Here is a 16,474-nt window from a genome sequence, read left to right as displayed (position 1 = left end):
CACGCCCGTCTCACCTGCCCCCACGACATCTCGATGCTCGGTGCTGGGCGTCATCAGCGACCTGTCGGCTCACCGGTGCCGCCCGCACTCGAGCCGCCGCCCGAGTTGCCGTCACGGCGTGCGCTGCCACGCTGAGCACCGCGCTCCGCGCCAGACTGATCGTCGCGATGGGTGCCTCGCTGGGCGGCCGCACGATTGCGGGCCTCGTCCAGGCTCTGCGCGACGCGCTGCTCTGTCTGCCCCTCGCGCACGGCATCCTGCGTCAGCAGTGCGGTGCGAATCTCGTCGCCAAGCTGCGAGACTCCGCCGGGGGTACCGGGCAGCAGCACGGTCGTCGCGCCGTTGCGGCCGAGTGTGGTCAGCGTGTCGAAGTACTGCGTCAGCAGAATCAGGTTGATGACGTCAGACTCTTCGATGCCCTCATGTCGCAGCTCGGCGATCGACGCATGCAGACCGTCGATGATCGCCTTGCGCTGATTCGCGATGCCCTCGCCCTGCAGCTGCTTCGCTTCGGCCTCGGCTCGCGCCTCGGTGACCACGCGGATGCGATCGGCCTCGGCGAGATCCTGCGCGGCGACGCGTTCGCGCTGAGCGGCGTTGATGCGGTTCATTGCCGACTTCACGCTGGCGTCGGGATTGATGTCGGTGACCAGCGTCTTGATGATCTGGTAGCCGAACTCCCCCATTTCGCCGGCGAGCGCCGCACCCACGGTCTGCGCGATGTCGTCTTTGCGCTCGAACGCCTCGTCGAGCTGCAGGTTCGGCACAGTGGCCCGCACCGCGTCGAAGACGTAGCTCTTGATCTGAGCCTCGGGATCATCGAGGCGGTACCACGCGTCGGCGACCCGCTGAGGCAGCACCGCGTACTGCACCGACACCAGCACGAGCACGAACACGTTGTCTTTGGTCTTGGTCTCGACCTGCAGGTCGAGCTGCTGCACACGCAACGAGACCACGCCTGCCTTCTTCTCGATGAGTGGGATCTTGACGTTCAGACCCGGTTGTGCGATTCGCACGAAACGGCCGAACCGTTCGATGATGGTGTTGGTCTGCGTCTGCACGGTGAAGAACGTGCCGAAGGCGAGCAGAATCAGGATGACGATGACGACGGCGAGAACGATGATTCCCATGGGATCACTTGCCCTTCAGGCTTCGGTGATGACTGGCCTCGCGCGCCGAGACGCTGCGGACCGCGGTTGCGCACATTGTACCGAAGCCCTCTGACAACGTGCTGGTGCACTGTTCCGATCACAGATGGTGCAGGCCACTCCGACCTTTCGTCCTTTCGTTGCTCAGCTGCCTGCACGGCGACCGCATCCGCATCCGACGCACGAATTCACCACTCACCCAAACGTGACGTTTCACGTGAAACATTCGCAGGCAAGTCGTCACCGATGACAGGGATGTCATGGACACGGATGCGGAACTATCGCGACCGCTGGGGGTCGCCTCAGAGGCTCTCAGCTCCGGCATCAAACCTGCAGCGGGAAGCACAATTCGTCGCCTAGGGGATCTCAGTGGCTGTGGCAGCACAGGCGGCTCCGCGCAGACCGGTCACAGAGCTAAAGTGATCCCATGAGTTCCGAGACATCCGCATCCACATCTCCCATCACCTTCTTCGGTGCCGCCTGGTGCGGTGACTGCAGACGGGCCAAGGCTTTGCTCGATGACCTTCACGTGACCTACGACTATGTCGACCTCGTCGCAACTCCGGAGCGAGCCGAAGACGCGAAACGCATCAGTGGCCGCACCAACATCCCCGTCATCGCCTTCGCCGACGGCACCCACCAGGTCGAGCCGTCGAATGCCGAGCTCGAAGCCAAAGTGCGCGAACTCGGGGTCGTGCCCGAGTAGGGTCGTTGCGTCGCCACGGGGAGCGTTCACCAGCCAGTTGCCCTCCGAAGGCACATTGAATGATGCAGTCACGGGAACGTCGCCGAGTCATGGAGATTGTGACCAGCAGCACCTAGTAGCAAGCCGATGAGTCACGTCATCATCGATGTATCACGGCGCCTATTTCGCCAGACAGACTCATCACGGGTTCACCTCGCGCACACGGGGGGCAAGTGATGTTTGAGGGTCACCGCCGCACATGCGGGGAACTCGGTTGGGCGGGGTGTGGGGTGTGTGCGGCGGCGGGATCCCCCCCGCGCATGCGGGGAACTCCTGCGCTCGGCTGCTCCGGTATTCCACGGTCACGGATCACCCCCGCGCATGCGGGGAACTCGTCGACCTTGCTTCGTTCAGAGGAACGGCACGCGGACCACCCCCGCGCATGCGGGGAACTCCAGCCGGTCCGTGTCGTCGATCGTGATGACACGGGATCACCCCCGCGCATGCGGGGAACTCAACGCGACTAGCATGGCCGTGTCGACCTGCAGCGGATCACCCCCGCGCATGCGGGGAACTCGCGTTCGTCGGACTCAACATCGGTTGAAGCCCGGGATCACCCCCGCGCATGCGGGGAACTCGTCAGACAATTCCTCGACCAAGGCGTCACCGGAGGATCACCCCCGCGCATGCGGGGAACTCATCATCTCAGTGTCAGCGGTGCCGAAGATGCAGGGATCACCCCCGCGCATGCGGGGAACTCGCAGGACCAGCCACACAGGCGAAAGCCCAGGCGGGATCACCCCCGCGCATGCGGGGAACTCCCGGAGAAGGTACGTGACCTGCTGGTAGACGCGGGATCACCCCCGCGCATGCGGGGAACTCGCAGAGGTGATCGAGTGTCATGCTGAGCGGGACGGATCACCCCCGCGCATGCGGGGAACTCCTGCAGGCGGGTGACATAGTGACAGTGAGCGCAGGGATCACCCCCGCGCATGCGGGGAACTCACCGCGACGAACCCGGCGTTGTTGTCGCCATAGGGATCACCCCCGCGCATGCGGGGAACTCGGGTTCGTCGCGGTCGGGGCTGTGGGCACGACGGGATCACCCCCGCGCATGCGGGGAACTCTCCCGCTCTGACCCGGCCCTGGTCGGCCGGCGGGGATCACCCCCGCGCATGCGGGGAACTCCAGGGCTTCGGGCACACGGCGGCAGAGCGCCGCGGATCACCCCCGCGCATGCGGGGAACTCGCGGTCATGCACCATTCAGAGGGTCTACTCCAGGGATCACCCCCGCGCATGCGGGGAACTCACGAACCGACACCACACGTCTGCCGTGCCCTGGGGATCACCCCCGCGCATGCGGGGAACTCGGAGAGCCCGAGGTGTTCTCGCAGGGTCTTGAGGGATCACCCCCGCGCATGCGGGGAACTCCCGGACCAGGACTCGGCCACCACGCAGGAAACCGGATCACCCCCGCGCATGCGGGGAACTCTCCAGCCGCTCGCTGTGTCTAGCCAGCCGCTGGGGATCACCCCCGCGCATGCGGGGAACTCACGGCGCGGGCGGTGCCTGCTGACACGGTGGGAGGATCACCCCCGCGCATGCGGGGAACTCGCTAAGGGCATCACACTTTGGAAAGACGAAGACGGATCACCCCCGCGCATGCGGGGGACTCTGCCCTGGTACTCGCGATAGAACGTCGCGGCGCGGATCACCCCCGCGCATGCGGGGAACTCGGTGTCGGGGCGAAGGGCGCGATCGTCGAGCCGGGATCACCCCCGCGCATGCGGGGAACTCCTGCCCGAAAGCGCGTTGATGTTCGCCTGCAGGGGATCACCCCCGCGCATGCGGGGAACTCTCACAGGCGTGTAGGGGGTAGACGATGGTGGCGGGATCACCCCCGCGCATGCGGGGAACTCCTGCCCGAAAGCGCGTTGATGTTCGCCTGCAGGGGATCACCCCCGCGCATGCGGGGAACTCTCACAGGCGTGTAGGGGGTAGACGATGGTGGCGGGATCACCCCCGCGCATGCGGGGAACTCAGAGCGTGGGGACGCGAGCTTGACCTCGCCGCTGGATCACCCCCGCGCATGCGGGGAACTCGAGCTTCTGGCCCTCACCATCACCGGTGGGGGCGGATCACCCCCGCGCATGCGGGGAACTCTGCACGGCATGGTCGCTCTGTTCCGTCTGGGTGGGATCACCCCCGCGCATGCGGGGAACTCGAGGTCGACGGGTCACCGATCGCGTTCGTCGACGGATCACCCCCGCGCATGCGGGGAACTCGGGTCGTGGGCGCTGGGCTCGACGTTCGCAGACGGATCACCCCCGCGCATGCGGGGAACTCCGACGCGTTCACCCTCATAGATGAACCTTGTCGGGATCACCCCCGCGCATGCGGGGAACTCTCGACGAGCAGCTTGCCGCCCACCTTCTCGACGGGATCACCCCCGCGCATGCGGGGAACTCTTCATCAGGTCGTCGTTCTCCCACTGGGAATCGGGATCACCCCCGCGCATGCGGGGAACTCTACGACGCGCAGAGCCTCGCCAAATGGACGTATGGGATCACCCCCGCGCATGCGGGGAACTCTGCCGCATGCCCCACGGAATGGCCGCATTGTGGGGATCACCCCCGCGCATGCGGGGAACTCGAGGGTCACCGTACTTCAAGTCGGCGGACATGGGGATCACCCCCGCGCATGCGGGGAACTCGTGCAGCCCATCTCAGTTTGGGCAAACCCCGGGGGATCACCCCCGCGCATGCGGGGAACTCACCGGCAACCTCGAAGAAGACGCCGCCAAAGAGGGATCACCCCCGCGCATGCGGGGAACTCTGCCGACGATTCGTCGTTCGTGAACGCCGATGGGGATCACCCCCGCGCATGCGGGGAACTCTCACGCAGGCGCGTCTTCTGTGCCTCGCTGATGGGATCACCCCCGCGCATGCGGGGAACTCCGTCGAGTCCAGCGCTACTCGATCCATCAACAGGGATCACCCCCGCGCATGCGGGGAACTCCGCGACACACCGACCTCGACGCCGACGTTCATCGGATCACCCCCGCGCATGCGGGGAACTCCACCGCGTAGACGGTGTCGTAGCTGACGGTGGCGGATCACCCCCGCGCATGCGGGGAACTCCGGGCGTTGTTGCGCGCGATGGCTTCCAGTTGTGGATCACCCCCGCGCATGCGGGGAACTCGACCTGCGCGCCGTCGCCGCCGTCCACCCCGGGGGATCACCCCCGCGCATGCGGGGAACTCCTCGCTGAGAGGTCGGGGCAGTTCGAGGTCGCGGGATCACCCCCGCGCATGCGGGGAACTCGTGCTGCTCGACGACCTCGGCGATGCTGCCGAGGGATCACCCCCGCGCATGCGGGGAACTCTGGCGCAGTCAGCGTGAACACATGGTGGTGTGGGGATCACCCCCGCGCATGCGGGGAACTCGTGTCCCCACTCAAGAAACTCGCCCTCTGGTACGGATCACCCCCGCGCATGCGGGGAACTCTCTCGACTGGACGCGGCCGGTGCCCTCCGAGCCGGATCACCCCCGCGCATGCGGGGAACTCAAGCACTACTTCTCCGATGCTCGGGCGAAGGACGGATCACCCCCGCGCATGCGGGGAACTCCCCACCGGGTCGCGGCGAGCACGGCACGCACAGGGATCACCCCCGCGCATGCGGGGAACTCCGAGTTCCGGAGCTATGTCTCCATCCCAGACAGGGATCACCCCCGCGCATGCGGGGAACTCCAATGCCCACGTGCTCGATGACGGCAGGTCCACGGATCACCCCCGCGCATGCGGGGAACTCAGCTTCGTGTCGGCCGCCGGCAGCCCTGACTGGGGATCACCCCCGCGCATGCGGGGAACTCCAGGAATCGCCAATGGCAAGGGCAAGGTCATCAGGATCACCCCCGCGCATGCGGGGAACTCCAGGAATCGCCAATGGCAAGGGCAAGGTCATCAGGATCACCCCCGCGCATGCGGGGAACTCTGGCATTCGCAGGCCGTGAGGTCGATTCTCGCGGGATCACCCCCGCGCATGCGGGGAACTCCATGCTGCGATCTCCTTGCCGATCTCGTTGCGGGGATCACCCCCGCGCATGCGGGGAACTCCTCCTTCTTGTTTGGTCTTGGTTGGGCGGTATGGGATCACCCCCGCGCATGCGGGGAACTCAGTGCGAGCTGTACCTTCCAGCTCGTCCAGTCGGGATCACCCCCGCGCATGCGGGGAACTCGCGCCATGTTCATGCGTGACGCCGTCCCGTCACGGATCACCCCCGCGCATGCGGGGAACTCTTGCCCTTGAGCAGCATGTACTCGGGGGTGAACGGATCACCCCCGCGCATGCGGGGAACTCCCGGACGAGAAAAGCCCCGCACAATGGCGAGGCGGATCACCCCCGCGCATGCGGGGAACTCAGCGCCTCGTCAGGCCAGCCCAGGAACTCGGCCGGATCACCCCCGCGCATGCGGGGAACTCCGTTTCTGTTTGCGTGCCTCGGCGCGTTCCCGGGGATCACCCCCGCGCATGCGGGGAACTCGACTACGACGACCTGAAGGCGAAGGCCGGAGAGGGATCACCCCCGCGCATGCGGGGAACTCTCTCCTTGCACAGGTCCAAGGGTTGGGCGCCGAGGATCACCCCCGCGCATGCGGGGAACTCTACTGGATCGAGGCGAGGCGTGCGTGATGTGACGGATCACCCCCGCGCATGCGGGGAACTCGTGTTGCGCGTTGTCGAGTCGCACCCCTCGGCGGGATCACCCCCGCGCATGCGGGGAACTCAGTTGAAGTTTACTGGTGGAGTACTGCTGTGTCTGGCAGGAATACTTTGATTACGACAGTGGCTCAGGCCTACGTACATCTCAACAGAGCGAGCGCAGAGCGTTCAAGCTGAGCTCTAGCATCAACCGTTGAGCACATCCGTAGACTATGGGAGCACACTCGCCTTGCTTTTCGCAGGGGTGACCCCGTAGGCGGTCTGAACCGTGCAGAGTCCTCGCGCGAGCGGGGTTTAGCCATGAGTATGACATCAGAGTCACTCATTGCTGAATGTAGGTGGTCTAATTGACTTACCACTCTCGATGTGTCAGTATGTTCCCAGAGCAGTGATCCAATCAGTTCACGCTCAGGGGGGGGAACAACATGATCGACGCTAACGGCACCCACAGACAGGCCGCCGCCAGTCAGCTCTCCCCCGCTGCGCGCTCAGTGTGGGCAAAGACCAATCTGGGCGATCCGAACGATTCAACTTCCCACCTGCAGCTGTGGCAACATCTGTCTGACACTGCTGAGGTCGCGCAACTGCTCTGGCACGAGTTCATCCCACCTCATGTGCGCCACCACATTTCGCAGGCCCTCTCGCTCGAACCACCTCACGTTGAGGCGCTGTACGTCTTTCTTGCTGGTGTGCACGATGCCGGGAAGAGTTCCCCGGCGTTTGTAATGCAGGCACCCTGCTTCGCACAGGCCTCAGGCGACTGCGGCCTGCCCATCCACATGGAATACAGCGGCAATCCGCTACGCAGCAAGGTTCGCCATGAACTCGTCGGCGAGGTTTCTCTGGCCGCATGGCTACAGAGCCAGGCGACGGTACCCAGACGCACCGCTGACTTTCTGGCCTCCGTACTCGGCGGTCACCACGGCAAAGGCACCACCGACGCACAGATCCAGCTGTGCCGAGAGCAGCCCGCCTTGGTCGGCGACGAGCCGTGGCAACGTGTGCGCAACGAGCTGTTCGCATGGATGGCCGACCTGACTGGCGTGCAAACCGCACTTCGCCATCTCGCTAAGTCGCCCATCCATGAGGCCACAGAAACCAAGACCGCGGTGGTGCTGCTCACCGCGTGCGTCATTCTTGCAGACTGGATCGCCAGCAGCACGTGGCTTTTCCCTCTCAACACGGGCAGCTCCGATGCACTCGCACACGATGCCGAAGAACGCGCACGACACGCATTCCGTCACCTGCATTTTCCAGCCCCATGGCATGCGGCGAGCACCTCAGAGACACTCGATGAGCGCTTCGCCGCGCGCTTCGGCATCACGGGCGCTCACGTGCGACCGACGCAACGCGACGCGGTGCAGGCCGCACAGCAGCTCACCGCCCCTGGGCTGATCATCATTGAGTCGCCGATGGGCGAGGGAAAAACCGAAGCCGCGCTGCTGGCAGCCGAAACCCTCGCTCAGCGCTTCAGGCTCAACGGCGTCTCATTCGCCCTGCCCACACAGGCCACCACCAATGCGATGTTCACCCGTCTGCATTCCTGGGTCGAACAGCTGCCGTCAGACGAGTCACTCACTCTCGCATCCCTAAGCCTCGTGCACGGCAAGAGCGGTCTCAACCCGGAGTTCGCCGCGATGCCCCACTCCTTTGCGCCAGAGACCCTCCCCGAGAAACCTGAAGACCCCCACGCGGCCGAGACCATCGCAATCACTCACCGCTGGCTCGAAGGCCGCAAGCGAGCCACGCTCGCTTCATTCGTCGCCAGCACCTTCGACCAGCTGCTGATGATGGGGCTCAGCAGCAAACACGTCGTGCTGAGACATCTCTCCTTCGCCGGCAAAGTCGTGATCCTCGACGAAGTGCACGCCATCGACGCCTACACCAACGAATTCCTCGAGACCACGCTGGCCTGGCTCGCCGCCGAAGGCGTGCCCGTCATACTGCTCTCAGCCACGCTGCCACCGGCCCGTCGCGAGGCGCTATTATCCGCTTATTCCTCAACGGTTCCAAGCGAACCCGAGTCAGATCACTCGGCCGATGAAGACGATCTCTTCCCACAGCTCGACGCCGACGTAGACACGGCTCTCAACAACGTGACGCCCTCTCAACCGTCGAATGCCGCCGTCGCGGCAGCAGACATCTCGTACCCGCTGATCTCTGCCGTCACTGCCACCGGCGCACGACAGGTCTATCGCCCAGAGCCCTCTGGCCGCGAGACCGAGCTCACCGTCACCGCCATCGCCGACGATGACGACTCTCTCGTCGACGCCATCCGAGACCTCGCCGCACAAGGTGGTGCCGTCGCGGTCATTCGCAACACCGTGGCACGCGCACAGCACGCGCACAAACTACTCAGTGTGGCCTTCCCCGAAGCCGAGATCACCTTGGCGCACTCTCGATTTCTGGCCTTCGACCGCGCTGCACTCGACGCCGCACTCGTTCATGACTTCGGCCCGCACAGCACCGGCTCAGGGCTCCGCATCGTGGTCGGCACCCAGGTGATCGAGCAGTCCCTCGACGTCGACTTCGACCTCATGTTCACCGACCTCGCACCCGTCGACCTCATGCTGCAGCGCGCCGGGCGGCTGCATCGACACGATCGCAACCGACCCCAAGGGCTTGAGACCGCCTGGCTGATCATCACCGGCGTCGATTGGCAGCCACATGTGCCCGCGCCCGCCAGAGGCTCCACGGTCATCTACGGCTCGCACCTGCTGTTGCGCACACTTGCCACGTTGGATGTGCGACCCGGCACCCAGCGCACCGTGCGTCTGCCGAACGACATTCCGGTACTCGTTCAGAAAGTGTATGGCGATGAGGCAGTGGGGCCCTTCTCCTGGAGCACAGCCATGATCGCAGCCGCAGCCGAATGGGCTGAGCGCCGAATCAAGCAGGCTGGCAAGGCTCGCCCCTTCCGGCTCGCCCCGCCGCAAGACGTGGCGATCCCTCCTTCTCTGCGCAACTGGCTCGAAGTCGCGACCGCAGATCCAGACTCACCTGAGGGGCGCGGCAGCCGTTCGAGCGTGCGTGACGGCGACGACTCCTTCGAAGTGCTCGTGCTGGTCAGACGTGGCGAACAGCTGCAGCTTCCGCCCTGGGGAGAGTGGAACGAAGCCGAACGCCGGACTCTTCCAATGGCCAACGCCGTGCCCGACGAAGCACAGATTCACGCCATGCGCAGAAGCACCATCGCCTTGGGCTCAGCTGCGACTGGCGTGTACGACGACCTCGACGCGCTGATCCGTGCACTCGAGGCACATACCGCGAGAGAGATTCCACAGGAGTGGGATCAAGCGACAGCCCTGCGAGGCGAGCTCTACCTCGTCTTCGACGAGCATGACGAATGCCGACTCGACGTTCCCTCTCACCAGGGCCCACCACGTGACCTCACCCTCACCTACAGCCAAACCACCGGATTGGAGCATTCCTGATGCCAGATCAGCCCGCCGACGCCCAGCCCGACACCGTACCTGCAACCTTCAACCTGCTTGACGAAGCATGGCTGCCCGTCGAACGCATTGACGGTTCGCGAGATTCCCTGTCACTTGTCGAGGTCTTCGCGCAGTCCCGACAGATCACACGCTTCGTCGGCGACCTGCCGTTGCAGGACTTCACTCTGCATCGCCTCCTACTGGCTGTGCTCTACGGAGTCATCCCGGGCGGTCCTTCTGCCAAACAATGGCGGTCTCTCTGGCAGAACGGCTTCCCGGGTGCTGTCACCGCATACCTTGAACGGTACCGACACCGCTTCGATCTGCTCGACGACGAGCAGCCGTTCTTTCAAGTCGCTGATCTCACCACGTCGAAAGGTGAGATGACCGGGCTCGAGCGGTTGATCCTCGACGTGCCCAATGGACATCTCTTCTTCACCACCCGCAGCGGTCGCGGTCTCTCCTCGATCAGCTTGGCAGAGGCAGCCCGCTGGCTGGTCACCGTGCAGGCGTACGACCCATCGGGCATCAAGAGCGGCGCCCTCGGCGACGACCGGGTGAAGGGAGGCAAAGGATACCCGATCGGAATCGCGTGGGCAGGCCACCTCGGCGGGCTACTGGTCACGGGCCGCACGCTGCACGAGACACTTCTGCTCAACTTCGCGGGGCAGGAGGTGCAGCCAGACGTGCGCTGGACCGACCGCAGCAGCGGTGTGCTCCACGACGTACCGGTCTGGCAACGTCCACAGCCGACCGCGGCAGCCTCTCTCGGCCTTGATCAGCCGTCAGACGCCATCGGTGGCACGACCTACTTCCATGGCCCGGCGACGCTCTACACGTGGCAGAGCCGTCGCATCCGCCTCGGCGTCTCGGGCGACCGCGTCACGAGCGTACTGCTCGCGAACGGCGATACGCTCAAACCGCAGAACGCCCACCAGTACGAGCCCATGACCGCCTGGCGCAAAAGCGAACCGCAGGCGAAAAAGCTCAAAATGTCGACTGTCTACATGCCGCTCGAACATCAGCCCGATCGTGCCCTTTGGCGAGGCGTCGCACAGTTCCTGCCCGTGAGCCTGCCGCAGGCCGGAGCTGACCGCCTCCCCTCCCTCACCACCAGGTGGCTGAGCCGGCTCCAGGCCGAGCATCTCATCGGCGACGATCAGCTCGTGCGCCTGAAAGCCTTCGGCGTGGAGTACGGCTCGCAGTCCTCGGTGGTCGACGAGGTCATCAGCGATGACCTCGATCTGCCTCTCAGCGTGCTGTCCTCGAGCGATCCCACAGTGAAGGGGCTGCTCGACTCGGCGACTGCTCTGGCTGACTCCGGCGTCGGAGAAGCCACCCGATTCGCCGCGAACATCGCTCAGGCCGCCGGTCAGCCCGTCGAAGGCCCACGCCGTCAAGTGCGAGAACGGGCCTTCGAGCTGCTCGACTCGGCCTTCCGCAAGTGGGTGCAACAGCTGACGGCAGACGCAGCGCAGGACACCACAGCCCTGAGCGCCTGGCAGGATGCCGTGCGCGACATCCTGCGCACGATCGGCGACGAGCTCATCGCGAGCGCCCCCCCGACGGCATGGACAGGCCGGGAAGTCTCATCCGGCCCGAAGGGTGAACGGCAGCAACGAGACCTGCCGCACGCTGACCTCTGGTATCGCGCCGCAGTGCGCAAACTTATCCCGGCAGAGGCCGACCCCAATACTTCCGCAATCGCCTGATCTGAGGAGAAACGCATGACCGAAACGCACACAGAACGCCCGCCACATCCGGAGCTGCGCGCATTCCCGAAGTACATCGACAAGAGAATCACCGCTTTAGTCTTCGGCGACCACGATTTGCTCAGCGGCCCAGGATACCTTCGCAACGGGCCCCAGGCCACAGCGGCACTCGCCCGGCTGCGCCACAACGTCGGCAAGCCCATCGGAGCCGACCCGAGCATCCTCACATGGACCATCGCTGACCTGCCACAGCATCGCCCGGCAGAGGGTGACCAGCCGACCGACCGAGAACTCGCGGCGCACACGGCACTCACCCTCTTCGCCCTGCACCAGCAGTCGAATCACGACACATCTGCGCACCGACTCAGCACATCCTTCGCACGAGCCTGCGCGCTGCTGCGTGCTGGCTCGATCAACGCAAAGGGGATCGAGCGCAGATTCGCCGCTATTCAGACCTCGACCGACTGGGATGAGACCGTGCGACATGCGCGCGGGCTCGTCCAACTGTTGAAGAGCGGCCGACAGCCTCTGGACTACGCGCACTTCGCCGAAGACCTGGTCACTCTGCGCGACCCCGACCGCGCCACCGGTGTGCGACTGCGCTGGGGGCGCGACTTCGTCCGCACAATCACACCACGAACCCCGTCAAGCGCCGCCTGACCTCAACCGACCGCACAGCACACTTCAGACAGGAGACATTATGAACACTCGCACCATCCTCGACATCAGCATCCTCCAGACGGTTCCCCCGAGCAACCTCAACCGAGACGACACCGGCAGCCCGAAGAGCGCGATCTACGGAGGTGTGCCCCGCGCCCGAGTCTCCAGCCAGGCATGGAAACGCCCCACTCGCGAGCGGTTCCGCACGCTGCTCGACTCCGAAAGCCTGGGCATCCGCACCAAACGCGTCGTCGAGGTGCTCGCCGCGCGCATTCTGGAGCGCAGTCCGCAGGTCGACGAAGACGCTGCGGCAGAGCTCGCCGCGGAGATCTTCAAGGCTGGCGGGTTGAAGCTCACTCCCCCTCGCGCACGCAAGAACGGCGCCGCTGACGAAGCCCCGAAGACACTCGACGAGACAGGCTATCTGTTGTTCCTGGGGTCACGACAGTACGATCGACTCGCCGAGCTCGCAGTGACTGCGCTGCAGGCCGACGATCCGAAGGCTGCCGCGACCGCCGAGAAGAAGGCCATCAAGACGATCCTGAAAGAGGACAACGCCGTTGACGTCGGACTCTTCGGACGCATGGTCGCCGACACCACCGACCTGAACATTGATGCGGCGTCTCAGGTCGCCCATGCGATCAGCGTGCACCGGGTGGATGCCGAGGCCGATTACTTCACCGCTGTCGATGATGTGAAGCAGGGATCTGACGACGCGGCGGATGCCGGCGCGGCGATGATCGGCACGGTCGAGTTCAACTCGGCCACACTGTATCGCTACGCCAACGTCGATGCCGACCGTCTTCGAGAGAACCTCGGCAACATCGATGCGACGGCAAAAGCGGTCGAGGCCTTCGTCACAGCCTTCGTCACGAGCATCCCCAGCGGCAAGATCAACACCTTTGCCCACGACACTCTGCCCGACCTCGTCGTGTTGAGCATTCGCGACACCCAGCCGGTGAACCTTGTGGGCGCCTTCGAGAGCCCGGTCACCGGCCCGGACAGAGTGAAGGATGCCGCTGATCGCCTCGTTACACGTGAGCAGCAGATCGATGAGGCTTACGACACCACACCGATCGCCACCTGGGTGGTGCGCATCGGAGAGGCCACCGCCGCAGCCGATCAGCTTGCTCCAGCGACATCGCTCAAGGCAGCCGCTGCCGCCGCACGCTCGCTGGTCGAGCAGCGACTCGCCGACTCTGAGACGAGTAACTGAGATGTCGTACGTGATCACGCTGCGACTGGCAGCGCCCCTCCAGGCATGGGGTGCCTCCAGCCGGTTCTCGCGACGCATGAGCGAACGCGCACCGACGAAGAGCGGCGTCATAGGGTTGATCGCGGCGGCTCTCGGCCTGGCGCGCACGGATTCGCTGGAACGATTCAGCGCGCTGCGCTACGGTGTTCGAGCCGACCAGCCCGGGTCGCTGCTGCGCGATTTTCACACCGCCCATGATGCCTCGGGTGCATCGATGCCGCTCTCCCAGCGGTATTACCTCCAGGACGCAGTGTTCCTCGCCGGGCTCGAGTCAGATGATCGCGAGCTGCTGGAGAGCTTCGCTCGGGCTCTGCGGCATCCACATTTCCCGATCTTCCTTGGGCGGCGCAGCTGCCCTCCTGACGGCCCTATCGTCACTCAGACCGTCGAAGGGGATCTCGAGACGGTGCTGCGCGAAGCTCCGTGGGCAGGCACAGCCCGTCATCTGGCTGTGCGCTGTGCGCGACACGACTGGAGTGCGAGCGCTGGTATCGCTGCCGAGCTGCTTATCGAACCTCGGCAGGACGATCTCTCAGGCGCCACCGCCGAGACTCTTGCCGATGAGCCGGTGAGTTTCGATCCCGAACGACGACGGTATGCGACACGGCGCATCCGACGACTCGCTCCCGTCGAGTTCGCGTCACTGACGCCGACAGATGTGGTCGCAGGCAGCGCAGAGGTCTGTGACCCGTTCGAGACCGTGCTCGAGCTTGAGAGCAGAACCTCGTCTCGCAACAGTCAAGAGGAACAGCAATGACGTATCTCAGCAGAGTGACACTGTCGCCATCCGCACGAAAGACGACACGGGCGCTGGCCTCCCCCGAAGTGCTGCATGCCATCGTCGCCCGAGCCACAGAAGGCTCACCTGATGCAACGTCACCCCGAGGGCGCACACTCTGGCGCCTCGACCGCGGCGCCGATCGGCATCGCCTGTTCATCGTCAGTCCCAGCCAGCCCGACAGGCAGGTCTTGGCCGACGAGCTCTCGGCGGAGCCGAAGGGCTTGGCGACACTCGACTACGCTCCGCTGCTTCGGGCCGTCAAAATGGGTTCTGAATGGCGGTTCCGGCTCAAGGCGAACCCCACGAAGTCGCTGTCGCAGGGCGAGGGGCAGCGTGGCCGACGCGTCGGCCTGGTCAAGACATCCGAACAGCTGGAGTGGCTCACCTCCCGCGCACAGCGACTCGGAATCGAGTTCCCCTCCAACCGGTTCGGGCAGCCCGAGGTGATCGTGCACGACAGTCGCACGGTCGAGTTCCGCCGCGCGTCAGCCACCGTGACCCTGGCGACCACCGTGTTCGATGGTTTTCTCATCGTTCGCGACGCGGCGCTGCTGCAGGATGCCTTGGTGAACGGAGTCGGACGAGCCAAGGGATATGGATACGGCATGCTGACCCTGGCGAAACCAGATGGGCCAAAGACCGATGGCTGATGTTCCCGGGGTTCGGCCGCCTGAGATCTCAGAGGTGTTGCGAGCAAGCGATCGTTTGACGTTCATCTACGTCGAGCACTGTGTCGTCAATCGCGATGCCAACGCCATCACAGCGACGGATGCCCGTGGCACCGTGCACATCCCGGCGGCGACGCTCGGCAGCCTGCTGCTGGGCCCCGGAACCACCGTGACACACGCTGCGATGTCACTGCTCGCCGAGTCGCGTTCGACATGCGTCTGGGTTGGCGAGCAGGGGGTGCGCTACTACTGCCACGGAGCCACTCTTGCCAGATCGACCAAACTGCTCGAGGCACAGGCACACTTGGTCTCGACCAAGCGGTCTCGCATGCGGGTGGCACGCGCGATGTACTCTATGCGGTTCCCTGGTGAAGACACCTCAGGTCTCACCATGCAGCAGTTGCTCGGTAAAGAGGGCACCAGAGTGAGACGCGTCTATGCCCGCGAAGCCCAGCGCACCGGCGTCGACTGGCGTGGCCGATCCTACAAAGTGGCCGACTTCGACAACGCCGATGCGGTGAACCAAGCGCTCAGCGCCGTCAGCACGTCGCTCTACGGGGTGGTACATGCGGTCATCGTCTCGCTGGGATGCTCCCCCGGCCTCGGCTTCGTCCACACTGGCAACGACCGCAGCTTCGTCTACGACATCGCCGACCTCTACAAAGCCGACCTCACGATACCGCTGGCCTTCGACCTTGCCGCTGGCGAGCATCCTGACATCGGCACCGCTGCACGCCGAGCCGTGCGCGATCAGATGCGCTCGAGACGGTTCATGGATCGATGCGTCCGAGACATCCGCCAGCTGCTGCTGCCTGATGCTGAACCGGTCGTCGCGGAATTCGAAGACGACTTGGCCTCCGACACAGGGGCGCTGTGGGCTGGCGGAGCCGGACGCGTCGCCTCAGGTCGAAACTATGGAGCCGCCTCCGTCGTGGATGAGGCCGACCAGTGATCACGCTCGTCGTCACCGCCAGCCCGCCGAAGCTGCGCGGCCATCTCACGCGGTGGCTCATGGAGATCTCACCCGGGGTCTACGTGGGCAGTGTTCCTGCGCGCGTGCGAGACCTGCTCTGGCAACAGGTGCTCGAGAATCTTGCCGACGGTCGCGCAATCATGGCTTACAGCGCTCAGAATGAGCAGGGCCTCGAATTCCGGACCCATGGGCAGGATTGGCAGCCCCTCGACTTCGACGGCGTCACCCTCATGCTGCGGCCCAACACCTCACAAGAACAGCAGCGCAACGGCCGCCGAGCAGGCTTCAGCAAGGTCTCTCGTATGCGCAGGTACGGCAGATGACCCAGACTGCGCCCGTCATCGCCTTCGCCGACGGCACCCACCAGGTCGAGCCGTCGAATGCCGAGCTCGAAGCCAAAGTGCGCGAACTCGGGGTCGTGCCCGAGTAGGCTCG

At 64.9% G+C, this 16,474-nt stretch carries 10 protein-coding genes and 1 CRISPR repeat array; of the genes, 9 read left to right on the top strand and 1 reads right to left on the bottom strand.

Annotated features, from left to right (window positions below; genetic code table 11):
* Nucleotides 1-53: 53 nt before the first annotated feature.
* Nucleotides 54-1,130, bottom strand: a complete 1,077-nt coding sequence (locus tag F8O08_RS10570) for an SPFH domain-containing protein (RefSeq protein ID WP_158036937.1) — start codon at nt 1,128-1,130, stop codon at nt 54-56.
* Between the two features lie 445 nt (nt 1,131-1,575).
* Between F8O08_RS10570 and F8O08_RS10565 the strand changes: the two genes are divergently transcribed.
* From F8O08_RS10565 to cas2e, 9 genes are all read left to right on the top strand, one after another.
* Nucleotides 1,576-1,854 carry a glutaredoxin family protein gene (locus tag F8O08_RS10565; RefSeq protein ID WP_158036938.1) on the top strand — a complete coding sequence of 93 codons (279 nt, stop codon included), beginning with the start codon at nt 1,576-1,578 and terminating at the stop codon, nt 1,852-1,854.
* Nucleotides 1,855-2,077: 223 nt separating this feature from the next.
* Nucleotides 2,078-6,621: direct repeats of the CRISPR family, unit length 28 nt; unit sequence GGATCACCCCCGCGCATGCGGGGAACTC.
* Nucleotides 6,622-6,981: 360 nt separating this feature from the next.
* Nucleotides 6,982-9,990 (top strand): CRISPR-associated helicase Cas3', encoded by a 3,009-nt coding sequence (gene cas3 / locus F8O08_RS10560; protein ID WP_158043233.1) that lies wholly within the window; start codon nt 6,982-6,984, stop codon nt 9,988-9,990.
* Nucleotides 9,990-11,702 carry a type I-E CRISPR-associated protein Cse1/CasA gene (gene casA / locus F8O08_RS10555; protein ID WP_158043232.1) on the top strand — a complete coding sequence of 571 codons (1,713 nt, stop codon included), beginning with the start codon at nt 9,990-9,992 and terminating at the stop codon, nt 11,700-11,702. The genes cas3 and casA overlap by 1 nt, the downstream gene beginning before the upstream one ends.
* A 15-nt stretch (nt 11,703-11,717) precedes the next feature.
* Nucleotides 11,718-12,362: a type I-E CRISPR-associated protein Cse2/CasB gene (casB, locus tag F8O08_RS10550; protein ID WP_158043231.1), complete on the top strand. Its 645-nt coding sequence runs from the start codon at nt 11,718-11,720 to the stop codon at nt 12,360-12,362.
* A 40-nt stretch (nt 12,363-12,402) separates the two neighbouring features.
* Complete coding sequence (gene cas7e, locus F8O08_RS10545; protein ID WP_158043230.1) at nt 12,403-13,578, top strand: type I-E CRISPR-associated protein Cas7/Cse4/CasC; 1,176 nt, start codon at nt 12,403-12,405, stop codon at nt 13,576-13,578.
* Between the two features lies 1 nt (nt 13,579).
* Nucleotides 13,580-14,374: a type I-E CRISPR-associated protein Cas5/CasD gene (cas5e, locus tag F8O08_RS10540; RefSeq protein ID WP_158043229.1), complete on the top strand. Its 795-nt coding sequence runs from the start codon at nt 13,580-13,582 to the stop codon at nt 14,372-14,374.
* Nucleotides 14,371-15,048, top strand: coding sequence for a type I-E CRISPR-associated protein Cas6/Cse3/CasE (cas6e, locus tag F8O08_RS10535; RefSeq protein WP_158043228.1), 678 nt, complete (start codon nt 14,371-14,373; stop codon nt 15,046-15,048). Before cas5e ends, cas6e begins: the two co-directional genes overlap by 4 nt.
* Nucleotides 15,026-16,018 carry a type I-E CRISPR-associated endonuclease Cas1e gene (gene cas1e / locus F8O08_RS10530; protein WP_318655645.1) on the top strand — a complete coding sequence of 331 codons (993 nt, stop codon included), beginning with the start codon at nt 15,026-15,028 and terminating at the stop codon, nt 16,016-16,018. The genes cas6e and cas1e overlap by 23 nt, the downstream gene beginning before the upstream one ends.
* Nucleotides 16,015-16,362, top strand: coding sequence for a type I-E CRISPR-associated endoribonuclease Cas2e (gene cas2e, locus F8O08_RS10525; protein WP_158043226.1), 348 nt, complete (start codon nt 16,015-16,017; stop codon nt 16,360-16,362). The genes cas1e and cas2e overlap by 4 nt, the downstream gene beginning before the upstream one ends.
* Nucleotides 16,363-16,474: the final 112 nt, after the last annotated feature.

Source organism: Pseudoclavibacter sp. CFCC 13611 (assembly GCF_008831225.1).
Taxonomy (GTDB): domain Bacteria; phylum Actinomycetota; class Actinomycetes; order Actinomycetales; family Microbacteriaceae; genus Pseudoclavibacter_A.
This window is presented reverse-complemented; position numbering and strand designations above follow the sequence as displayed.